Raw genomic sequence first — 20,326 nt, 5'->3', positions numbered from 1 at the left:
TTGTGCTTGATAACGAGTCGCATGTGGACTTTATGAACCACGCGCCTTCAGGCGCTGCCGTGGTGACAGAGAAATGGGAGATTGTTGTGCAAGATCTAATTGTAAGGGGAAAGGGCTTTTCACTGGAGCCATTTTCAACTTCGGATCTGTCGCTATTGAGCACACTCCACGCCAAGTCTGATGCCAACCGGTTCCTGTCGCGAAGCGGTAAGGGGTGGTCACAAGAGCGAACCTCTGAATGGCTTGAGAAGGCTCTGATTGATCAGGACCGGCATGGCTTTTCACCCTTCAAGCTTGCGCTGGATGACCAGAGCTTCGCTGGATGGGCTGGCTTCACCGCTCTGGAAGAAACCTCTGAAATTGCCCTGCATTACTGCATCGACCCTGACGTCCAGGAGCTCCATCCGGAGTTGTTGGGGAAGGTGTCGGCTGAGTTGATCGAATGGTTTTTCGAGACAACCTATTTTTCGCATCTGGTGGATTGTGTGCGCACCGATGATCGGGAGGGCCGGATTCTGGCTCAGTCGCTCGGGTTTTCTTATCGCGAAAGTCGGCGGATCTTCGATATGCCTTGCGATGTATTCCAGCGGCTGAGCCCGTCGATGCAGACGCTGGTGGCAAGCGCCTGATAGGGGCGAGTTTCTCTCAATTGCGCATTAAGCGCCAATTTTTGGCAATGCGAGTGCCGTGGCTTGAATGCCTCGACATTTTTTGTTGTCACCTTGCACAGCTGTTCAATTCGCTTCGCCTGTCAGCGGGTTCGTGCTGAGCTCCATCACACGTGTTGCTGTCAGAGAGACAAGACATTCAGTGTGAAGAACAGGAGCAACGGTGCCGCCTCGCGCCATATCGGCGCGTCGGATGCACTCTGCGTCCCGGTAGGCAATCCAGCCGCGTTGTGCATCGCGCAGCTTGAGCTGCCCGGTTTTATCAGTTGATGCCTTCAGGCCCTGATAAACGCGGTTGAGATCGCCATCCACCAGATTGAGTTGCAATTGCGCGCATTCGATCATATCGCGTGTCGTGATCGGGTTTTCGCAGGATTGCGCAAGCGCCGGAACGCCCGAAAGGCCGAGCGTTGATGCGCAGAAGGCAAGGCGAAGATAGTGTCGAGCTGTCATGATAGCGCGAAGTCCTTTGCAATTCGGCAGCCAACCTTATCCGCAAAGACAATCCTGCGGGCTGTGATCCAAGATTGTGCGATCTGAACACGCGGACCGATCAAGTCGGAAGCCTTTATTTCGGGGAGTGGTGAAATAGCCACGCAAACAAAGAAGGCCGCACTCTGAAGCGCGGCCTTTGTCATATCTTGTCGGGCTTAATAGGTGGTCCAGATTAGCTGGCCTTCAGGGCACCCGGATTATCGGCCGACTGGCGTACTGCCAGCTTGTTCATGGCAGAAACATAGGCGCGAGCCGATGCGACGAGTGTGTCGGTATCGGCCCCCTTGCCGGTGGCGATACGGCCATTGGCTTCGAGACGAACAGACACTTCGGCCTGGGCATCAGTGCCTTCGGTCACGGCATGCACCTGGTACAGCTGCAGCGTGGCGTCATGAGGCACGATCGCCTTGATGGCATTGAAGGTCGCATCGACTGGACCGTCGCCGGTGGCTTCGCGTGTGTGGTGCGTGCCGTTGACGTCCATTGTCAGGATGGCCTTTTGCGGCCCACCGGTGCCGGCAATAACGGTCAAGGACAGCACCTTGGTGCTCTCGCTTGCGGTTGCAATCTCGTTTTCAACCAAAGCTTCGATGTCTTCGTCGTAGACGTGCTTCTTGCGGTCGGCGAGGTCCTTGAAACGACGGAACGCATCCTGCAGCGCATTGTCGCCCAACTCGAAGCCCAGCTCCTTCAGTTTGTCCTTGAAGGCGTGGCGGCCGGAGTGCTTGCCCATGACCAGGGAGGTGGCTTTCACACCAACATCTTCCGGACGCATGATTTCGTAGGTTTCGGCATTCTTCAACATGCCGTCCTGGTGGATGCCGCTCTCGTGGGCGAAGGCGTTCTTGCCAACGATGGCTTTGTTGTACTGCACCGTGAAACCGGAGGCGCCAGCGACCAGCTTCGAGGCGCGGGTCAGGAACTTTGGGTCGACCTTGCAGTCATAGGGCAGGGCATCGGAGCGGGTGCGGATCGCCATGACGATTTCTTCCAGCGCTGCATTGCCGGCGCGCTCGCCCAAACCGTTGATCGTGCATTCCACCTGGCGCGCACCACCGGCAACACCGGCCAGGGAGTTGGCAACAGCCAAGCCCAAGTCATCATGACAATGGACGGAGAAGATAGCCTTGTCGGAGTTCGGAACACGCGCGATGACATCGGCGAACATCTGGCGATACTCATCTGGTGTGGTGTAGCCGACCGTATCGGGCAGATTGATGGTGGTCGCGCCGCACTTGATGGCTGCTTCCACGCAGCGGCACAGGTAATCAAGTGGGGTGCGGGTGGCGTCCATTGCGGACCACTCCACATCATCGATCAGGTTGCGTGCGCGTGCCACCGTATCAGTGATGATGTCGAGAACCTGCTCCTCCGTCTTGTTCATCTGGAATTTCAGATGGATTGGCGAAGTGGAGACGAATGTGTGGATGCGGCCTTGTTCAGCGTGCTTCACGGCTTCGCCACAACGGTCGATGTCAGCATGAATGGCGCGTGCCAATCCGGCGATGACTGAGTTCTTTGACTGCTTGGAAATCTCGGAAACGGCTTCAAAGTCGCCGTTGGACGCAATCGGAAAACCGGCTTCGATAATGTCAACGCCCATGCTGTCCAGAATATCGGCGATCTGCAACTTTTCTTCCAGAGTCATGGAAGCCCCAGGCGATTGCTCCCCGTCACGCAAGGTCGTGTCGAAAATGCGGATCGGGTCTTTTGCAGGGGTCTGTTGGTTGTCGGTCATCGGTCTGGTCCTTCCTTGAAGATCCGCTGCCGGCGAGAGGCTTGTTCAGCTCTGCTCTCGGGCACGGCGCGCGATCATATGTCTTTGATCTGATAAATGCGCTTCATCCCCCAAGTGTCCGTCCCGCAATACACGGATCAGCCGACGCTCAGGGGCATCTAAGTAGAAGGAGGTCACCAATCAGGAGAAGGCCGCCGCGCAGGGTCTGCACGTCGCTGGAGAAGCCGGTCATGTCGCGGGTCGCGATCATCAGGTGTCTCGGGCCTTGGTCTGCTATCACTCTAAAACCTGCTCAGGATGGCGGGCGAAAGTGACTCATCGGTTGATGCAAGTCTGTGTAAGACAGGTTTATGTCTCGTGCAACCGTGTTTTTGAAATTTTCAGTCTCGCCTGCCATGGAACTGTCTTTGCAGGGCAGGCGAGCTGAGGCTTCAATTCGAGATGCCACCCAAAGCAATGCCCTCGCGTCTCGGGTCGGCGGCTCCTTCGAGGGAGCCATCGGCATTGATCGCAATGGCGTGGAGGCCGGAGTTCAGGTCGCGAATGTTGACCTCGTAGCCCATGGCTTCAAGCGGTGCGGCGAGAGTTTCAGCCGAAGTGCCAGATTCCAGGTCATATGAACCGAAGCGGTTAATCAGATGAGGAAGTGAGACGACTTCTTGCAGGTTGAGGTCCGACGCGGTTCCGGCCCCCCAGGAGAGCCAGGCGATCACGCTGTTGGCGACATAGCCGATAATGCGGCTGCCGCCAGGGCTGCCGATCACCAGAACCGGCTTTCCGTCCTTCATCACGATTGTCGGTGCCATCGACGAGCGCGGGCGTTTGCCCGGCTCCACCCGGTTGGCGATTGGCACGCCGTTCGTGTGGGAGCGAAAGGAGAAGTCCGTTAGCTCGTTGTTGAGCAGGAAGCCGCGGACGAAAAGCCGCGAGCCGAATCCGTTTTCGATGGTGGTGGTCATGGAGAGCGCATTGCCCGCCTGATCGACGATCGAAATATGAGATGTGGAGGGAAACTCCAAGGCTTCATCGTCGGCCAGCAGCATGGCGTGATCCCAAGGCGGTGTGCCGGGGCCGACGCTTTCCAGCGCTGTGTTTGTATCAAGTTGCTCTGCGCGTGACTTCAGATAGTCGGCATCAACAAGGCCTTTTGTCGGCATCGGTACAAAGTCACTGTCGGCCATGTAGCGGCCGCGATCGGCAAACGCCAGACGCGACGCATCGCCGATCAGTCGCCAGCTTTCAGGATCCTGCGGGCCCAGATCCGAGCTGAGGCGCGGGCCGATCATTCCGACGATCTGCCCGACGGTCAAAGCCCCGGAGGAGGGCGGGCCCATACCACAGACGTCAGTGTCTTTGAAATTGGCGCAGACTGCAGGACGTTCCTTGACCTGATACAGAACCAGATCCGTCGCGCTCAGCACACCTGGATTGTCCTCTGCCCCGGTGATGGTCGAGACGATGTCGGAAGCAATCTCGCCCCGGTAGAAGGCATCGGCTCCCTGGGTGGCGATGGCAGTCAACGTGGCGGCATAGGCCGGGTTTTTCAGGGTGTCGCCTGCGGTGATGGCTGTGCCGCCTGGCAGGAAGTAGGCGCTGGTCGCTTCAAAACGAGAAAGTCGCTCAGTGTCCGAGGCGACGAGTTCTGCCAGGCGGGGTGACACTGTAAAGCCTTCTGTCGCAAGTTGGATGGCATCCGTGAAGAGAAGGTTCCATTCCAGTTTGCCCCATTTCTGGTGGGCAGTCTGCATCAGCGCCGGCGTGCCGGGCGTTCCGACAGAACGACCACTGACGACCGCATCGAAGAACTTGAGCGGCTCGCCGTTCTCATCCTGAAACAACTGCGGAGTCGCTGCCTGCGGAGCGGTTTCGCGGCCATCGAGCGTGGTGAGGCTGTTGCTTGCGGCATCGTACCAGACGAGAAACGCACCGCCTCCGAGACCGGAGGATTGTGGCTCAACCAGCCCGAGAACGGTTTGGACCGCGATCATGGCATCGGCGGCAGAGCCACCTTGGCGCAGAATGTTGGCTCCAGCTTCGACTGCAAGCGGATTGGCAGCCGAGATCATCCAGTCTTTCGCCGATGTGGAGAGGCCTTGTGCCTTGCTCTCCAACGCATCTTGAGCGGCGGGAGACAGGCTGGAAAAAGCCTTGGTCGTCTGAGAAGCCGCTTCGGGTGCTACCGCATCTGCAGCCTGTTGAGCAGAGGCAGCTGCAGTACTGAGCCCGACCAGTGCTGAGGAAAGCAGGGCGGAGAAGATTAACGCCGTAAACGGCCTGGAGTATCTGGTCATGGTTTCGGCGTTCTCCCGTCAGCTTGTCATTGCTATCAAGACTAGGGGAGGACGCCGTGCTTGGGAATGCCGGATTCATAGCTCCGGCGGGGCAGGTGTTACAGGTTCATGCCGCCGGAGGCTTCGATCCTCTGGCCGGTCATCCAGCCCATGTCGCCTGCAAGGATGCTGGAAATTGCACCTCCGATATCGTCTGGCAGGCCGACGCGACCCATGGCTGTCATCGAGGCGACGGCCTTGTTGATGTCGGCGTTGTCACGAACCGCCCCACCACCGAAGTCGGTCTCAATGGCGCCAGGCGCAAAGGAATTGACGGCGATCCGACGTGGGCCCAGTTCCTTGGCGAGATACCGGGTGAGCACTTCAACGGCGCCTTTCATGGTCGCGTAGGCGGCATAGCCGGGCAGGGAAAAGCGGGCGAGGCCGGAGGAGATATTTAGAATGTGCCCGCCATCTGCAATGATCGGAAGAAGCTTCTGGGTGAGGAAGAACACGCCCTTCACGTGCATGTTCATCATCAGGTCGAAGTCTTCTTCTGTTGTTTCGGCGAAAGGTTTGTTGATGCCGATGCCCGCATTGTTGACGAGGTGGTCGATCTGCCCACGTTCCCAGGTCTCATTCAGCGTCGTTTTCAGCTGATCTGCAAAACCTGTGAACGAGCTGGTGTCGGTGGTATCGAGTTGAAGGGCAACCGACTTGGCGCCTTTTGCAATGATTTCCGCGACAACTTGTTCGGCTTCGGCTTTCGACGACTTGTAGGTGATGATCGTGTCGACACCCTTGTCGGCCAGGTGCAGGGCAGTGTTGCGACCCAGGCCACGGCTGCCACCGGTGATGAGAGCGATTTTGGAATGAGTGGTCATGATAAGTTCCGATTGAGTTCGGTGTTGGCGATGACCATGAGATAGGGGAGGGAATGTGTTTCTGCCTGCCGCATTCTCTACTTCACTTGCCTATTCCTCCAAATGAGAACAAACTGCTGTTGTTCTTGGCCTCCAGCGAAGGCAAAAGCGCGTCAGAGACTGGAGACCTGTAATGAAACTGGAAGAGCTGGCGCAAAAGGTGCTGACCTACGCTGACGGCAACGGGGCGGGAGATCAGCCGCTTGTGACAAATTGTTCGTCCTTGCAGGTGGTTCGTCAGCGGGTGCCAACAGAAATTTACCCGGTCCTCTACCAACCGATTTTCTGCCTGGTCCTGCAGGGGGAGAAGACAACCTGGTTCGGCAGCGAGGCGGTAAGCTTCGGCAAGATGCAGTCGCTGATTGTCGGACTGGACCTGCCGACACAGGCCAGGGTCTCCAAAGCCAGCCGGACCGAGCCGTATCTCGCGCTGGCCCTGATCCTGGACTTGGCACAAATCCGCGAGCTGGCGCTTGAGCTCGGCTCAGAGAAAGAACAAGCTGAGTCCCGGAGTGCGGTCGCAGCGGCCTCCGCGGATGAGGCAGTTCTCGATGCGATGGGACGGCTTTTTGCGCTGACAGAACGGCCGGAAGCTCTGAATATCCTGGCGCCTTTGATCATCAAGGAAATTCACTATTGGCTGCTCAAGGCCAAACACGGCGCCATTTTGCGCCAGCTGTCGACGCGGGATAGTCAGGCGGCGCGGGTGGCTCAGGCCATCACCCATATCCGTCGGGACGTGGCTGCCAGCCTGAAGGTGGAAGACCTGGCCCAACTTGCCGGCATGAGCCCGTCTTCTTTCCACGGCCACTTCAAAGCGTTCACCGGCATCACGCCCATGCAGTTCCAAAAGCGTTTGCGCCTGATGGAAGCACGCCGGTTGATACAGCTGGAAGGAGTTTCCATTTCGGCCAGTGCCTTTCAGGTTGGCTATGAAAGCTCCAGTCAGTTCAGTCGCGAGTATTCGCGCCAGTTCGGGCAGCCGCCCCGGCAGGACCAGGCTGATGCGAAGGCTTTCATCTCGGGGCGGATCTGATCGCGAGTGCTCCCTGACAAAGACGACTGGCGGGCTTAGATATAAAGCTCTCCGCGGGCGACGACTGTTGCCTGGCCGCCGATGCGAACGGCATGCATCTTACGCGCTTCGATGTCGATTTCCAGGTCAATCAATGACGGACGCCCCATTACGTAGCCTTGTTCGATGCGGATGAAGTGGGTGCCGTTGGGCAGGTCATCGAAGTAATGGATGGCGCCTGCAAAAGCGCCAACTGCGGATCCTGTTGCCGGATCCTCCGGAATGCCCATGGTTGGCGCAAACATGCGCGCATGGAAACCGCTGTCATGTACACGGGTTTCGCGGCAGTAGACGAATGCGTCTTCGGAAGTCGCTTCCCGGAAGGCCTTCTTCCATTGGGTCATGTTGGGCTTGGCGCGTGAGAGCGCGTCCAGATCACGAACCGGTACGAAGACAAAGGGGACGCCAGCCTCATAACATGATGGAGCGTGGTTTTCGAAGCCGATGTCCGTCGGCTCCAGCCCGAGAGCTGCTGCAATGGTGTCCCGGTTTTCAGCCGGGCCAGCAGGTCTGGGAAGCTGCGGTAGGTCAAACTCTGCAAAGCCCGCAGCGTTTTCCTTCAGGACGACGCCACAGCGGACCGCGCCGATCTTTTCCTTCAGCACGACCATGGAATCCTGCTCGCCGGTGATTTCGCCGAAGCGTTCCATGGCCAGCAGAATGGCGGTGCCGACTGTGGGATGGCCAGCGAAGGGGAGTTCGCGTCCGGGGGTGAATATCCGGATGTTTGCCGAGTGCCCGGGATTATCCGTGGGGAGAACAAAAACCGTCTCCGAGAGATTGAACTCTCGGGTGATTGCCTGCATCTGTTCGTCGCTCAGGCCTTCGGCGTCGAGCACAACTGCCAAGGGGTTGCCGGTGAGTTTCTTGTTCGTGAATACGTCGAGAATGGCGTAGCGGCGGCCCATAAGCGGGAACTCCTTAGGCTTTCTGGCGGGAGTAAGGGGCGGATTGGCGGCGACTGTTGCACGATTTGGCGGAGCAGGGCCAGTGGTCAGATGTGCGAAAGCCCCCATGCAGTCTTAAATATCGTAAATAGGGGATTACGCGTTCTGCGGTTGCCCGATCGGTAGAATGGCCTTGGCAATGGCTTTTGCCCAGGGTTGAAGCCCTGGTTGGGTCAAGTCGGCCTGACTACGCAGAATGACAGCGTCCTTCAGCTCTTTTTCTTCCGTCGCGAAGGAATGCTGCAGGATGTTCTCGCGCACGGTTTCCGCCGTTTCGTTGACTTCCAGAATGGCAGCGACACTGATCATTGGTCCGAAGAAGATTGCCGTGGTGTCTGTGTGGGTCACATCAGCGGAGGTCATTCCGGTTTCTTCTTCGAGTTCGCGAAAGATCGACCCGAGCACTTCGATTTCGCCTGTGTCGGGATTAATGTCTGATGGTTCGAGACTTCCGCCGGGCGGATAGATTTTGCCGGGGTTGGCCGTGTGATCGGCCATCACTCCAAAGACGAGCGCCCCGTCGGAACAACGCAAGACAGCTGACCCGAACAGGTTGTAGGTGGCGAGACTGGGGAAACCCCAATCCCGCCAGGCCAGAAACGCGGCGAATGAACTCTCTTGGCAGGTGCCATTAAGGTGACCATCCTGAAAATTTAGATCGGTGACCTTCAGGGTTCGGCCGTTCCAGAGATGCGGGTTCTTGCGGGTGACATCCTGCCAATGCGCCGAGATTGCAGACTCGTTGGATTGCTCAAAGCCCCAGTCGGCTTCCGTGCTCATCTTGAGCTTGATGGACTTCAGAGGAAACGCCGGGCCGGATAGGCGGCGCTCGAAAACGGGTATCGCGCCGGTAGGAGACATGGGGCTGGGACGTGTGCCGGTCTGCTCAAAACCCTGACGAACATAGAAGGGAGCTGCGAAATGGTCGCTCTCTAGCTTGAGGCGTTTTACACCCTGGATCCTTGCCTGGTCTTCAATCCGGGTCAGGAGCAGACGGCCAATCCCTTGAGTGGTGGCCTCGGGCGCAATGAACAGGTAGTCGAGGCAGAATGTCTCTCCTCTTGCAAACCCTCCAGCGAACCCGACAGGTTGGCCATCCCGTTCTGCAACCAGAAAAACGCCACGCTCGATATCTTTTGCGGTTAAGCGAAAGGCACAACGAAAGTTTTCCATCTTTTCTTCCGGATATCCCCAGGACGCCTTGGACCGATGCAGGATCGCGGTGAGGCGATGTTGGTCGGCTGAATGCGCTGGGCGGATCTTGAGCGTCATGTAAGCGATGGTCCTGTACGGAAAACGGGAGAGTTCGAAATGCTGCCGGATCGGAGTTTCTCAGCTCAAGCTTAGTTCTCTTGATGTTGCGCTGCAAAGGGGATGGCGGAGTTTTAGATGGCCAGATCGCTTTTCTTTTGCTGTTGGTTTTGGCAAAGTCGCCCCTCTCCTTGCCTTGCTCCCTTGCCGGGAGCGCTTGCGGCCCCACATGTCGCAGGACTGCTTTACGAAAATCGGAACTCTACCCGAGGATTTTCCCGTTCACATGACTCCCATCATTTCCATTCGCGATCTTGAAAAGACTTACTCCGGGGGTTTTCAGGCGCTGAAGAGCGTTTCCCTCGACATCAATGCAGGCGAGGTCTTTGCGTTGCTGGGGCCTAATGGCGCAGGCAAGACCACGTTGATCAGCACGATCTGCGGGTTGGTGCAGCCATCGTCCGGGCAGGTTTTTATCGGCGGGCATGACAATCAGACGTCCTATCGTCAGGCACGCAGGCTGGTCGGTCTGGTGCCACAGGAAATGCCGACAGTGCAGTTTGAGGGTGTACGTGATCTGGTCCGCTTGAGTCGTGGTCTGTTTGGCCTTGCGCCTGATGAAAAGCTTCTCGAAGAGATCTTGAAAGACCTCAGCCTCTGGGACAAACGTGATGCGGCGATGAAGGAACTGTCAGGCGGAATGAAGCGCCGGGTTCTGGTGGCAAAGGCGTTGATCCACCAGCCGAAGATCCTGTTTCTTGACGAGCCGACCGCAGGCGTTGATGTCGAGTTGCGCCGGGATATGTGGCGTATCGTCAGCCGTTTGCGCGACAAAGGGGTGACGATCATCCTGACCACCCATTACATCGAAGAGGCTGAAGAAATGGCCGACCGTGTGGGCGTTATCAACAATGGCGAGTTGATCCTGGTCGAGGAGAAGGCGGCGCTCATGAGCAAGCTCGGCCGCAAGGAGCTGATGATCGAATTGAGCGACACCCTTCCGGAAATTCCTGAGTCGCTAAAAGGCTACGGACTTGAACTGGGCGCCGAAGGTCGAAGCCTGCGCTACACATATGATGCTCAGGGCGAACGGACAGGTATCACAGGGCTCTTGAATGCACTGGCTGAAGCTGGTTTGCGGTTCGACGATATTCATACAAAGCAAAGCTCTCTCGAAGAGATCTTTGTCGATCTGGTAAGGGCAAACTGATGAACTTTCAGGCGATGAAATCCATCTATTTTTGGGAGATGGCGCGCACGCGGCGCACTCTGATGCAATCGGTGGTCTCTCCGGTCCTTTCTACCTCGCTCTATTTCGTGGTTTTCGGAGGCGCCATTGGCTCACGTATCTCGGAAGTCGATGGGGTGTCGTACGGTGCCTTTATCGTGCCCGGGCTGATTATGTTGTCACTGATGACCCAAAGCTTGTCGAATGCGTCGTTCGGCATCTATTTCCCACAGTTCACCGGCATGATTTACGAAGTGCTTTCCGCACCTGTCTCCTTTCTGGAGATCACTGTTGCCTATGTGGGGGCAGCGGCGACGAAAGCGATGATCGTGGGGCTCATCATCTTCCTTACCGCCGGTTTCTTCGTGCCAATCGAGGTCCAGCATCCAGTCTGGATGGTGACGTTCTTCCTGCTCACAGCCATCACCTTCGCGCTCTTCGGGTTCATTATCGGAATCTGGGCCGACAACTTTGAAAAGCTTCAGTTTCTTCCGCTTCTGATTGTGACGCCGCTGGCGTTTTTGGGTGGTAGTTTCTATTCGATCGACATGCTGCCGGAAGCTTGGCAGAAGGTCGCCCTGCTCAATCCGGTGGTTTATTTGATTTCCGGTTTCCGCTGGAGCTTCTATGGGCAGTCAGACGTCAGCCTGGGTCTTTCCATCAGCATGACGATGATCTTTCTCGGCGTCTGTCTTTATGTGGTGCGCTGGATCTTCAAGACCGGCTACAAGCTCAAGCCTTGAGGAGAGAGACTATGGGGCTCGACGGTTTCGGTGCTGCGCCACATGCGGAGAGACGGAATGGCCTGAAGGTTTATCTGCGGATTGCGGTCATCAGCCTTGCGTCTCTGGCGCTCGTGGCTTGCCAGAGCACGACAGGCGCGAAGCCTGGATCGCCGTTGCCCGCTTCCGACACGCATTCGAGCGTGCAAACCCCGGTTGCCCAGGCTTCTGGCGTTGCTGCAATTGGTTACGCTGCGCCAGCGCTGACCGCAGAGACACGTGGCTATTCGGAACTTGTCATCGATATGAGTACGGGCCGGGAGCTTCTCGAGTTGAATGCTGATGCACCCCGGTTTCCTGCCAGTTTGACCAAGATGATGACGCTCTATCTCCTGTTCGAGGAGGTCAACAGCGGCCGGCTGTCCATGTCTTCTGCCCTTGCTGTTTCGGCTCATGCACAAAGTCAGCCTCCCGCGAAGCTGGGACTGAAAGCTGGCGATACCATCACGGTGGAGCAGGCGGCACGAGCGATGGCCGTGAAGTCGGCAAATGATGTTGCTGTGGTGGTGGCCGAGGCAATTTCCGGCTCGGAGGGGGCTTTTGCACGCAAGATGACGGCCAAGGCGCAAGCGTTAGGCATGCGCTCTACCCGTTTCAAGAACGCCAGTGGTCTGCCTGATGCAGGTCATGTGAGCACGGCTCGTGACATGGCGAGGCTCGGTCTGGCGTTGAAACGGCGATTTCCGCAGTACTCGGCTTTTTATCGCGCTCGCAGTTTTGAGTTTGAAGGCAGGACCTTCGAGGCAACCAACAATCTGATCGGGCGGGTTGCAGGGGTGGACGGGCTGAAGACCGGTTACATTCGGCTTGCCGGTTATAATCTGGTCGCGACTGCAAATCGCGGTGGGCGCCGACGGCTCGTCGTCGTAATGGGGGGGAGCTCAGAAAAAGTCCGGGATGACCGTGTCACGGCGTTGCTGGACGAAGCGTTATAGCCCTCAGAATACCCGATGACTTCGGCGGCCCAATCGGTTGGTCCTTTACTCAGGCTGCCTGCGTGATCGACACCTGATTCCGACCGGCATGCTTGGACCGATATAGTTCCTTGTCGGCTGCTCGGAGGATCTGTTTTGGGGTAAGCCCTTTTCCGATGCCAGTGTAGACACCTGCCGAGAGAGTTACATGAACGTCATGCCCGGTCAGGCTCATCGGTGCCATGGCGATGGAATGCCTGATCTTCTCTGCCTGTTTCGTAGCTTCTTCAGCCGTTGTGTTTGGCATCAGGACAGCGAATTCCTCTCCACCCAAGCGTGCGAGGCAGTCCTTCTCGCGGATGCTCCATTGCATCATGTCAACGCAATGCTGCAGCACTTCGTCTCCGGCGTCGTGGCCGAAGCGATCATTGATCGACTTGAAATGATCCAGATCCACCAGAAGAAACGAGAAGGGCCGACGGTTGGGCTTTTCAAGAAGCGCTTCCAGGCGATGCATCATTTCGCGTCGGTTGAACGCTCCCGTCAACGGGTCGCGGATGGCTGCTTGACGTTGTTCGTAGAGCTTGCGCTCGAAAGCCACGGCGAGAGAGAAAGCCCCGTTCGTCAAGGCAAATACAAGCCAGAGCATGCCGTGAAGGGCATCGGGAGCGAGCATCTCGACAAATGTCGATGGCTGCGCTGCGACGAACAGGCTCTCGACCGAAAGAGTGATGAAGTCTACCGCCGCGAGAAGGTAGGTCAGGGAGAGAGCTGATCTGGAGGAAAAAGCGGTAGCGCGTTTGCGACTGTACTCATACGCCACCGCAAGTGCGATCCCGGAGAGAATGATGCCGGGGGTGACGCTGTAGATGACCTGGTAGCCGGTGATAGCGCTAAAGGCACCAGCTACTGCAAGAAGCCCAAGCGGGAGAAACAGCCAGAATTGCGATACCTTGTGACCATTGAACTCGCGTGCGCCTTTCCAGAATAGGGCGATACCGCTCAGACCCAAGAGCACGAGCGGGAGCTGGCGGGAAAAGGATGCGTCCTCTGGAATGATAAACTTCAGTGCGAGGCACAAGGCGAGGCTGATGTTGGCAATAGTCCACGTGCGCCAGAAGGTTTGATCCTTCAGCTCATGAAAGGCGCCAACAAAGGCAACGGAAAACACTGCCAGCACCAGCGCAGTGGCGATAAACAAGGTATGGGGGTCCATGAAGAGCCAGTTCTCTAAGGCGATCAGATGCGCCAGTGAGGTTGCTGGTAAGCTAGGCGCAGGCTGTTTCCAAAAGCTTACAGTCTTCGTTAAATCTTTAACGAAATCGTGGAAATTTCGGTGAGATATACAGGTTGAATCATATATAGTGAATGCAGGAATTCACTATATTTTTTTAGTGGTTTTTGCGAGTTGAGGCCGTCTCTTTTTACAGGTCTCGATCTGCGTTCAACTGTTCGTGTGTGGAGAGTGGGGCAACAGTCCTTAAGAGAGCTCGGGTAAAGGTGTTTTGCCGTCGTCCTTTCGGGAACCGTCAGTTCTCACCGGCGTTCTCAGATTGCACCCGTCCAAAGCATTAATATAGTCGGCTGTCTGTTCCAATGGGGTTCCATCCATCCAAATGATACCAAAGCATTTTCCGACGGATGACGATATGTCTCGGGCCGTTGCGGAATTTCCATGGGAGACAACCCCACTGGGGCCGATGGCGGATTGGCCGCCAGCCCTGAAGATTGCCTGTGGAATGATGCTGAACTCCCATTTCCCGAAGGCCATTGCCTGGGGCTCGGACCTCACAACGATCTACAACTCAGCCTTTGCGCCCATCCTGGGAGAGAAGAAGAATTCCCTGGGACGCTCCTTCGCTGATATCTGGGCAGAGGCCTGGGATGACATTGAGCCTATTGCCGCAAAGGCGATGAATGGATCGGCGACCTTCATTGAAGACTTCCCGCTCGTGATAAACCGCCATGGCTACGATGAAACGGCGTCCTTCACCTTCTGCTATAGTCCTATCTATGATGAGCGTGGAACCGTTTGCGGTTTTATGGATACGGTCATTGAAACCACCGCCAAGGTTGAGCAGCAGAAGCGGACGGATTTCCTGAACAGGGAGCTGCACCATCGCATCAAGAACATGCTGGCATCAGTGGCGGCAATCGCCAATCAGACCGTGCGCGGCTCGATCTCTATCAATGACGCGCGTGTTTCGCTGCAGCATCGTATTGCGGCCCTTGCCAACGCACATACGAAAATCCTCGACGCGCAGTCTCGCAAGGTCGATCTGGAAGAGATTGTTCGTGCGGCATTGTCCCCTCATTTGGGCGACGGACGGGTGGTGACTTTTGAAGGTCCCCGACTGGATCTCGACGAGCGGCAATCCATGGCTCTTGCGCTGACTGTCAATGAGCTGACGACCAATGCCGTTAAGTTCGGTGCCTTCAGCCAGGGGACGGGCTCGGTCATGGTGACCTGGGGAGTTGATACAACGGCGGACGAAGGCAGGGGTTTTTTCTTTGTCTGGGCGGAACGGGGAGGGCCTGCTGTGGCGCCTCCTTCAAAGGAGGGGTTTGGCAGCATTCTGCTGAGCCAGATTGCCCCCGTTGATTTCGGCGGCGAGGTCTCGATGGAGTATGGCGAAGGGGGCTTCGTCTACCGCCTGTTTGGGGATCGTGACAAACTGCCTGTCCATTGATCCAGCTCAGTTGAAACGATGCACAGATTTGAAACAGAAACGGCCCGCTGAAAACAGCGGGCCGTTTCGTATTTTTCTGACTGCGTGAACCTTGGTTTTTGGTCTTGTCGACGAGTGCGCCGGATTCGATCCCCCACGCCTGCTTTGAGCAGGCGCTGTACTTTGATGTCCTGGATCCAGTCCGGCGCTCGCGCAGTCTTAGTTCTTGGTCTTGTCGACGAGTGCGCCGGACTTGATCCAGGGCATCATGCCGCGGAGCTTTTCGCCGACTTCTTCGATCTGGTGTGCATCGTTCAGGCGACGAGTTGCCTTGAACTTGGCAGCACCTGCACGGTATTCCTGCATCCAATCAGAAGTGAACTTGCCGTTCTGAATGTCGGTCAGGACGCGCTTCATCTCGGCCTTGGTTTCCGACGTCACGATGCGTGGTCCAGTGACGTACTCGCCCCACTCAGCGGTGTTGGAGATCGAGTAGTTCATGTTGGCGATACCGCCTTCGTAGATCAGGTCGACGATCAGCTTCACTTCGTGCAAGCACTCGAAGTAGGCCATTTCCGGAGCATAGCCGGCCTCAACCAGTGTTTCGAAGCCAGCGCGGATCAGCTCGACGAGACCGCCACACAGAACAGCCTGTTCGCCGAATAGATCGGTTTCGCACTCTTCTTTGAAGGTGGTTTCGATAATGCCGGAGCGACCGCCACCAACGCCACAGGCGTAGGACAGGCCGAGGTCATGGGCGTTGCCCGATGCGTCATGATGAACAGCGATCAGGCAAGGCACGCCGCCGCCCTTCTGGTATTCGCCGCGCACGGTGTGACCTGGGCCCTTCGGGGCGATCATCAGAACGTCAACAGTGGACTTGGCTTCGATCAGGCCGAAGTGAATGTTGAGGCCGTGTGCGAATGCAATAGCTGCGCCGTCGCGGATGTTGGCTTCGATGTGATCCTTGTAGATGTCGGCCTGAAGTTCATCAGGCGTGGCCATCATCATCAGGTCGGCCCAAGCAGCTGCTTCCGCTACTGTCATGACCTTGAAGCCATCAGCTTCAGCCTTGAGAGCAGTGGTGGAGCCTTCGCGCAGAGCAACGACGAGTTCCTTGGCACCGCTGTCCTTGAGGTTCATCGCATGGGCACGGCCCTGGGAACCGTAACCGATGATGGCAACCTTCTTGGATTTGATCAGGTTCAGATCGGCGTCGCGATCGTAATAAACACGCATGGGTTTTCCTTTCTCCCGTTTACCCCGAAACCCGACTTATTGCCGTCGGTGCCCGGAAATTTCTGTGAAACTGTGATCGGGCGTCAGAGGCTGACGCCGAAAAGCTTGTAAAAGCGATCTACCGCCAATTGTGCCTGGCCCTTGAGATCGCGTTCCTGCTCGCTGGCTTCATCGCCGAGCAACAGACGGATGTGAACGTCGCGAACCGCTAGGCCGTAAAGCACCTGATAGGCCTCGGTCGCATCGTCGAAGCGCAAATAACCTCGATGGCGTCCTGCCTCCAGAAGCCCCCTGGCCTTTGCTGCGATCATGCGCTTGCCGCGGACCAATAGCAGATGGCCCAGCCGGTTGTCTTCCCGTTTGGACTGACCAATGGAAAGACGATTGAGGGCCACCGATGTCTCGCCGAAAAGCACGGCAAGCAGTTCGGTGGCGAAGTCCACCAGATAGGCGCGATAGGTGGCGCCATCAGCCGTCGCGCCACTTTCCGGCGGGAAGTGAACCTTGCTGGCCTGATAGGCAACCACAGCTGCCAAAAGGCCGTCTCGATCGCCGAACCACTTGTAAAGGCTCTCTTTTGAGCAGTTGGCCTTTCTGGCCAGGCCGGCTGTCGTCAGAGCCTTTTCACCGCCTTCAACAAGCAGCCCCAAAGCACATTCAAGCACCGCCTCCTGACGAGGGGTGAAATCAATATTCTCAAAATCTTGATCGGTGAGTGCTGCTGTAAGGGACATCGTATTCACGGGCGATAGTGTTTCTGGTTAGCGATATTTCCGGACGGTCCGGGTGGAATGCTGCGTGGCGCAAACAGATGCGTCAATTCTTGTACCGTACGGTACGGTACTGCTATTTACCGACGTTGATTTGGGAGGTCAAGATGGAAAATCATGATCTTGAGAACTCATCCAATGCCGCGCTGGAGCGACGCTTGGGGGAGCCGGAAAAAATGTGTCTCACAGGAAATGTCATTGATAACCCGCACAGGTCTGCGGTTTTTGCTGTGGGATACGTAGTCAAATTGTTTACCGGCATAGGGAAAACTGATTGCGCGTTCTTGCGGATAGGCGCTTCGACTGAGATGATTCATTCTATCTGCTGACAGCAAGGCAACCGAGTCGCCACCGGATGAGGGTCCGGGACTCAGAGTTGCCAAAGCGGTAGAGGGGCATATGACCTGGAACCATCGGATCACCGCCGAGGGGACACCCTGGCGCACCAGATCCTGGGCGAGAACCGGGGTCGTACTGGCAGTTTTGGCCAGTGTGACTGTGGGGCTTACGTCCGGCCGAGACGCTATTGCAGCCGGAGCAGTTCAGGAGAAGGCTTTGAAGAGCGCCTATAAGCTCCTCAAGCTGAATGGGTCACTCGTGAAATGGGGCCGGCCGACACTTGGGAGCGGGGCTGTCGTGACCTATGCCTTCCTTGAAGGACCTGTTCGCGATAGCAAGGCACGCAATTGTACGGCGATGACCGGGTTCAAGACCCTGAGCTCACGCAGTGGCTTCACCCGACAGGAAATCCGCTCAGCCGCTCGCTCCGCATTCAAACGCTGGTCGAATGTCGCAGACTTGCAGTTTCGTGAATCAGCCTCAGTCGAAATGGCCAACATCGTTATCGGTAGCCAGATGATCCCGCGTGGTTATGCTTTTGCAAATGTGCGCCAGATTGAAAGCGATGTTGCAAGGGGACCTGTCAGCTTTATCGGTAATGAAGTTGGTGGCGAGCGCGCGCTTAACCGGGTGCAGCCGCTTGAGGGCGTTATCACGACGAATTCGCGTCGACGTAGCCGGCCCGTTTCCGTTATCGAAAAATCCGCCGTTTGCCTGAACCCGGTTCATGACTGGAAGCTCGGCTTTGACGGAAATCTGAAGACCTACGATCTGACCCACACATTTACGCATGAAATTGGCCATGCGATTGGCCTTGATCACCCGGCCCGTCGCGGATCCCTGATGCATTTCAAGTACACGGAAGCGCGCAACGGCTTATCTGAAGGTGATATTGCAGGTGCTGTAGCGCTCTACGGTCCGGCGCGCTAGCATCAAGCCTCGCTGGAAAAGCTATGGTATTTCCGGCAGGCGGGCTAGGCTGTCTTCTTAACCACTTCATTGCGACTTGGTCGGAAGGGGACGTCATATGGATGGCAATTGGAAGATTTTCAGGGCCGCTGGTTTGAGTGTGTTTCTGACCGGAGCGCTAGGTAGCGGGTGGGCTGCAGCAGCGGAAACCCGTTGTGGCTGGATACAGAATCCAACGCCGGGGAACTGGTGGTTCACCGATGCGGACGAAACCTGGACCATTCGTACTCAAGGAACTCCGTGGGAACCGTTGGGCATGGATCGGATTGGCGACATTTCCGCTGGTGACTACCGAAAGTCAAACGGCAACTATGGCTACGGATGTGCCTGTGCTGAGGCCGATACCTCCATTTACGAAGGGGAACCCTATATTACGGCCATTCACTCCTTCACCCAGATTCCGTTGTCGCGATGTGACAGTGACCCGGCGCTGGCGCAGTAGTTTGGTAAGTGCCCCTGATTGCGCCGGAAGAGATTAACGGCTGGCACCTGCCAATGCAGCGCCGAAGCCGATGAATAGACCGCCGGTGAGGCGACGGGTCATCTTCAGGCGTTTCTCTGAGGTGAGGAACCTGCGGACTGAGTTGCCAGCAAAGGCAATGCCTGCATGGTTTGCCCAGCATAGTGTTGCATAGGTAAACGATAGAACCGCAGCCTGATCCAGATGAATTCCGTCTTTGGCCATGAATTGCGGGAACAATGCAGTAATAACCAGGATTGCCTTGGGGTTGGTCACGGAAACCAGAAATGCCTGCAAAAACAGGGCATGGTAGCTTTTTCGTGGACTCAAGGCGTCATCCAGCGCGTTGAAGCCGGATTTATCTCGCCAGACCTTGATGCCGATGTAAATCAGATAGGCAGCGCCGATCAGCTTTAGTACGGTAAAAGCGGCGGCTGATGTTGCCATCAAAGCGCCGAACCCGAAGGCGACCGAGAGCCCGATCACAACCAGTCCGACAGCGTTGCCTGTGGCCGATGCAAGCGTTGCGTTGCGCCCGAAGCGCAGAGTGTTGTGGATTGCCAGCATCACACCGGGGCCGGGTGAGACCGCAGGAACCAGCGCGACGAGTATGAAGAGGAGCCAGGTTTCGAGGGACATGGTCAGAGTTCGCCCATCGAGGCCCGGAAGCGCTTCACGCTGTCTGCGAAGCCATGGATCAGGGCATCAGCCGTGAACCCGTGACCGATGGACATCTCGCGAATGAAGGGGGCTTTGGCGAGGAGCGCAGGAATGTTTTCAACCGTCAGGTCATGCCCAGCATTGACGCCAAGACCAGCCGTGCGAGCGACCTCTGCTGTCTCGACCACTTTGGCCAGTTCTTTTTCGGCTAGATCCGCATTGTCGTGACAAGCGCCATAGGGGCCGGTGTAGATTTCGATCCGCTCAGCTCCCAAGGCAGCAGCGCGGGCCGGCGCTGCGGGATCAGGATCGCAGAACAGAGAAACCGTGATGTTCCATTCATGCGCGGCCGCAATCGCTGTCGTCAGACTGGAGAGGTCCTTGTCGAATTGCCAACCGTGGTCGGAGGTGGTCTGGTCTGGATCGTCGGGCACAAACAGAACCTGATCTGGCCGGGCCTGTTCCACGAGCTTCATGAAGTCTTCGGTCGGGTAGCCTTCCAGGCAGAGTTCCTTGTTGGGGAACCTGTCCTCGATGAGTTCGGCGAGGTCAAGAACGTCTGTCTTGCGGATGTGGCGCTCATCCGGACGAGGGTGGACGGTAATCCCCTTCGCCCCGGCCTCCATGGCGATGGCGGCCAGCCCGCAGACGCTCGGCCAAGGGAGATCCCTTCGGTTGCGAAGCATCGCGATGGCGTTGACATTCACGGAGAGGCGGGACGTAGACATGAGAAATCTCGAAGTGTTTCAAACGGATAGATCTGTCAGCTCAGGCGCATCAACCAGGGTGGGAGCGTCTTCAGATGACAGGTGAGGAAGCAGGTTCCAACTCCCAAGCAAAATCGAGCCGATTTTCAGTCGAGTCAAATGGATAATTGTCTCTAAGGACAATGAAAATGACGAATCGCGTCCAATATGACGGAGCGCAAA

19 protein-coding genes are annotated in these 20,326 nt (G+C 56.9%); 8 read left to right on the top strand and 11 right to left on the bottom strand.

Going from position 1 to position 20,326, the window contains the following annotated elements; all coding sequences use genetic code 11:
- Window positions 1-86: 86 nt before the first annotated feature.
- The gene (locus tag J0X15_RS00350; protein WP_206937205.1) at window positions 87-629 is read left to right on the top strand and encodes a GNAT family N-acetyltransferase; all 543 of its coding nucleotides are present in this window, start codon (window positions 87-89) and stop codon (window positions 627-629) included.
- Window positions 630-734: 105 nt separating this feature from the next.
- On the opposite strand, the gene J0X15_RS00345 is transcribed toward J0X15_RS00350, so the two are convergent.
- From J0X15_RS00345 to J0X15_RS00330, 4 genes are all read right to left on the bottom strand, one after another.
- Window positions 735-1,121: a lysozyme inhibitor LprI family protein gene (locus J0X15_RS00345; protein WP_206937202.1), complete on the bottom strand. Its 387-nt coding sequence runs from the start codon at window positions 1,119-1,121 to the stop codon at window positions 735-737.
- A 214-nt stretch (window positions 1,122-1,335) separates the two neighbouring features.
- Window positions 1,336-2,901: a 2-isopropylmalate synthase gene (locus J0X15_RS00340; RefSeq protein ID WP_206937200.1), complete on the bottom strand. Its 1,566-nt coding sequence runs from the start codon at window positions 2,899-2,901 to the stop codon at window positions 1,336-1,338.
- A 431-nt stretch (window positions 2,902-3,332) separates the two neighbouring features.
- Complete coding sequence (gene ggt / locus J0X15_RS00335; RefSeq protein WP_206937197.1) at window positions 3,333-5,192, bottom strand: gamma-glutamyltransferase; 1,860 nt, start codon at window positions 5,190-5,192, stop codon at window positions 3,333-3,335.
- A gap of 98 nt (window positions 5,193-5,290) precedes the next feature.
- Window positions 5,291-6,055: an SDR family NAD(P)-dependent oxidoreductase gene (locus J0X15_RS00330; protein ID WP_206937194.1), complete on the bottom strand. Its 765-nt coding sequence runs from the start codon at window positions 6,053-6,055 to the stop codon at window positions 5,291-5,293.
- Window positions 6,056-6,227: 172 nt separating this feature from the next.
- Between J0X15_RS00330 and J0X15_RS00325 the strand changes: the two genes are divergently transcribed.
- The gene (locus J0X15_RS00325) at window positions 6,228-7,130 is read left to right on the top strand and encodes an AraC family transcriptional regulator (RefSeq protein ID WP_206937192.1); all 903 of its coding nucleotides are present in this window, start codon (window positions 6,228-6,230) and stop codon (window positions 7,128-7,130) included.
- 35 nt (window positions 7,131-7,165) lie between these two features.
- Here J0X15_RS00325 and J0X15_RS00320 read toward each other — a convergent pair whose 3' ends face one another.
- Together J0X15_RS00320 and J0X15_RS00315 are read right to left on the bottom strand one after the other, a co-directional pair.
- The gene (locus J0X15_RS00320) at window positions 7,166-8,077 is read right to left on the bottom strand and encodes a PhzF family phenazine biosynthesis protein (protein WP_206937189.1); all 912 of its coding nucleotides are present in this window, start codon (window positions 8,075-8,077) and stop codon (window positions 7,166-7,168) included.
- Window positions 8,078-8,212: 135 nt separating this feature from the next.
- Window positions 8,213-9,388 (bottom strand): GNAT family N-acetyltransferase, encoded by a 1,176-nt coding sequence (locus tag J0X15_RS00315; RefSeq protein WP_206937186.1) that lies wholly within the window; start codon window positions 9,386-9,388, stop codon window positions 8,213-8,215.
- Window positions 9,389-9,653: 265 nt separating this feature from the next.
- Here J0X15_RS00315 and J0X15_RS00310 point away from each other — a divergent pair, with 265 nt between their 5' ends.
- Genes J0X15_RS00310 through J0X15_RS00300 form a run of 3 tightly spaced genes read left to right on the top strand, consistent with a single transcriptional unit; the run spans window position 9,654 to window position 12,312 of the window.
- On the top strand, window positions 9,654-10,577 hold the full coding sequence (locus J0X15_RS00310; RefSeq protein WP_206937183.1) for an ABC transporter ATP-binding protein: 924 nt from the start codon (window positions 9,654-9,656) through the stop codon (window positions 10,575-10,577).
- Complete coding sequence (locus J0X15_RS00305) at window positions 10,577-11,338, top strand: ABC transporter permease (RefSeq protein WP_206937181.1); 762 nt, start codon at window positions 10,577-10,579, stop codon at window positions 11,336-11,338. Before J0X15_RS00310 ends, J0X15_RS00305 begins: the two co-directional genes overlap by 1 nt.
- An 11-nt stretch (window positions 11,339-11,349) precedes the next feature.
- The gene (locus J0X15_RS00300) at window positions 11,350-12,312 is read left to right on the top strand and encodes a D-alanyl-D-alanine carboxypeptidase family protein (RefSeq protein WP_206937178.1); all 963 of its coding nucleotides are present in this window, start codon (window positions 11,350-11,352) and stop codon (window positions 12,310-12,312) included.
- Window positions 12,313-12,361: 49 nt separating this feature from the next.
- Here the strand turns inward: J0X15_RS00300 and J0X15_RS00295 are convergent, their stop codons facing one another.
- A complete protein-coding gene (locus J0X15_RS00295) occupies window positions 12,362-13,507 on the bottom strand; it encodes a GGDEF domain-containing protein (protein ID WP_206937175.1) in 1,146 nt (381 codons plus the stop codon).
- Window positions 13,508-13,940: 433 nt separating this feature from the next.
- Here J0X15_RS00295 and J0X15_RS00290 point away from each other — a divergent pair, with 433 nt between their 5' ends.
- Window positions 13,941-14,981: a PAS domain-containing sensor histidine kinase gene (locus tag J0X15_RS00290; RefSeq protein WP_206937173.1), complete on the top strand. Its 1,041-nt coding sequence runs from the start codon at window positions 13,941-13,943 to the stop codon at window positions 14,979-14,981.
- A 198-nt stretch (window positions 14,982-15,179) separates the two neighbouring features.
- Here the strand turns inward: J0X15_RS00290 and ilvC are convergent, their stop codons facing one another.
- Together ilvC and J0X15_RS00280 are read right to left on the bottom strand one after the other, a co-directional pair.
- Window positions 15,180-16,199 carry a ketol-acid reductoisomerase gene (gene ilvC / locus J0X15_RS00285; protein ID WP_206937170.1) on the bottom strand — a complete coding sequence of 340 codons (1,020 nt, stop codon included), beginning with the start codon at window positions 16,197-16,199 and terminating at the stop codon, window positions 15,180-15,182.
- A gap of 83 nt (window positions 16,200-16,282) precedes the next feature.
- The gene (locus J0X15_RS00280) at window positions 16,283-16,933 is read right to left on the bottom strand and encodes a TetR/AcrR family transcriptional regulator (RefSeq protein ID WP_206937168.1); all 651 of its coding nucleotides are present in this window, start codon (window positions 16,931-16,933) and stop codon (window positions 16,283-16,285) included.
- Window positions 16,934-17,368: 435 nt separating this feature from the next.
- Between J0X15_RS00280 and J0X15_RS00275 the strand changes: the two genes are divergently transcribed.
- Window positions 17,369-18,238, top strand: coding sequence for a matrixin family metalloprotease (locus J0X15_RS00275; RefSeq protein ID WP_206937165.1), 870 nt, complete (start codon window positions 17,369-17,371; stop codon window positions 18,236-18,238).
- Window positions 18,239-18,335: 97 nt separating this feature from the next.
- Window positions 18,336-18,719 carry a DUF4087 domain-containing protein gene (locus J0X15_RS00270; RefSeq protein ID WP_206937163.1) on the top strand — a complete coding sequence of 128 codons (384 nt, stop codon included), beginning with the start codon at window positions 18,336-18,338 and terminating at the stop codon, window positions 18,717-18,719.
- Window positions 18,720-18,752: 33 nt separating this feature from the next.
- On the opposite strand, the gene J0X15_RS00265 is transcribed toward J0X15_RS00270, so the two are convergent.
- Together J0X15_RS00265 and J0X15_RS00260 are read right to left on the bottom strand one after the other, a co-directional pair.
- Complete coding sequence (locus J0X15_RS00265) at window positions 18,753-19,376, bottom strand: LysE family translocator (protein WP_206937162.1); 624 nt, start codon at window positions 19,374-19,376, stop codon at window positions 18,753-18,755.
- 2 nt (window positions 19,377-19,378) lie between these two features.
- On the bottom strand, window positions 19,379-20,125 hold the full coding sequence (locus tag J0X15_RS00260; RefSeq protein ID WP_206937160.1) for a pyridoxine 5'-phosphate synthase: 747 nt from the start codon (window positions 20,123-20,125) through the stop codon (window positions 19,379-19,381).
- Window positions 20,126-20,326 lie beyond the last annotated feature (201 nt).

This window comes from Roseibium limicola (genome assembly GCF_017313085.1).
Taxonomy (GTDB): Bacteria; Pseudomonadota; Alphaproteobacteria; order Rhizobiales; family Stappiaceae; genus Roseibium; species Roseibium limicola.
The sequence above is the reverse complement of the archived record's forward strand: the minus strand, read 5'-3'. Positions and strand labels throughout refer to the sequence as shown.

Excerpts from the sequence above, each read along its gene's own strand:
- J0X15_RS00345 (WP_206937202.1), bottom strand. The coding sequence starts at position 1,121 with ATGACAGCTCGACACTATCTTCGCCTTGCCTTCTGCGCATCAACGCTC.
- J0X15_RS00340 (WP_206937200.1), bottom strand. The coding sequence starts at position 2,901 with ATGACCGACAACCAACAGACCCCTGCAAAAGACCCGATCCGCATTTTC.
- ggt (WP_206937197.1), bottom strand. The coding sequence starts at position 5,192 with ATGACCAGATACTCCAGGCCGTTTACGGCGTTAATCTTCTCCGCCCTG.
- J0X15_RS00330 (WP_206937194.1), bottom strand. The coding sequence starts at position 6,055 with ATGACCACTCATTCCAAAATCGCTCTCATCACCGGTGGCAGCCGTGGC.
- J0X15_RS00325 (WP_206937192.1), top strand. The coding sequence starts at position 6,228 with ATGAAACTGGAAGAGCTGGCGCAAAAGGTGCTGACCTACGCTGACGGC.
- J0X15_RS00320 (WP_206937189.1), bottom strand. The coding sequence starts at position 8,077 with ATGGGCCGCCGCTACGCCATTCTCGACGTATTCACGAACAAGAAACTC.
- J0X15_RS00315 (WP_206937186.1), bottom strand. The coding sequence starts at position 9,388 with ATGACGCTCAAGATCCGCCCAGCGCATTCAGCCGACCAACATCGCCTC.
- J0X15_RS00310 (WP_206937183.1), top strand. The coding sequence starts at position 9,654 with ATGACTCCCATCATTTCCATTCGCGATCTTGAAAAGACTTACTCCGGG.
- J0X15_RS00305 (WP_206937181.1), top strand. The coding sequence starts at position 10,577 with ATGAACTTTCAGGCGATGAAATCCATCTATTTTTGGGAGATGGCGCGC.
- J0X15_RS00300 (WP_206937178.1), top strand. The coding sequence starts at position 11,350 with ATGGGGCTCGACGGTTTCGGTGCTGCGCCACATGCGGAGAGACGGAAT.
- J0X15_RS00295 (WP_206937175.1), bottom strand. The coding sequence starts at position 13,507 with ATGGACCCCCATACCTTGTTTATCGCCACTGCGCTGGTGCTGGCAGTG.
- J0X15_RS00290 (WP_206937173.1), top strand. The coding sequence starts at position 13,941 with ATGTCTCGGGCCGTTGCGGAATTTCCATGGGAGACAACCCCACTGGGG.
- ilvC (WP_206937170.1), bottom strand. The coding sequence starts at position 16,199 with ATGCGTGTTTATTACGATCGCGACGCCGATCTGAACCTGATCAAATCC.
- J0X15_RS00280 (WP_206937168.1), bottom strand. The coding sequence starts at position 16,933 with ATGTCCCTTACAGCAGCACTCACCGATCAAGATTTTGAGAATATTGAT.
- J0X15_RS00275 (WP_206937165.1), top strand. The coding sequence starts at position 17,369 with ATGACCTGGAACCATCGGATCACCGCCGAGGGGACACCCTGGCGCACC.
- J0X15_RS00270 (WP_206937163.1), top strand. The coding sequence starts at position 18,336 with ATGGATGGCAATTGGAAGATTTTCAGGGCCGCTGGTTTGAGTGTGTTT.
- J0X15_RS00265 (WP_206937162.1), bottom strand. The coding sequence starts at position 19,376 with ATGTCCCTCGAAACCTGGCTCCTCTTCATACTCGTCGCGCTGGTTCCT.
- J0X15_RS00260 (WP_206937160.1), bottom strand. The coding sequence starts at position 20,125 with ATGTCTACGTCCCGCCTCTCCGTGAATGTCAACGCCATCGCGATGCTT.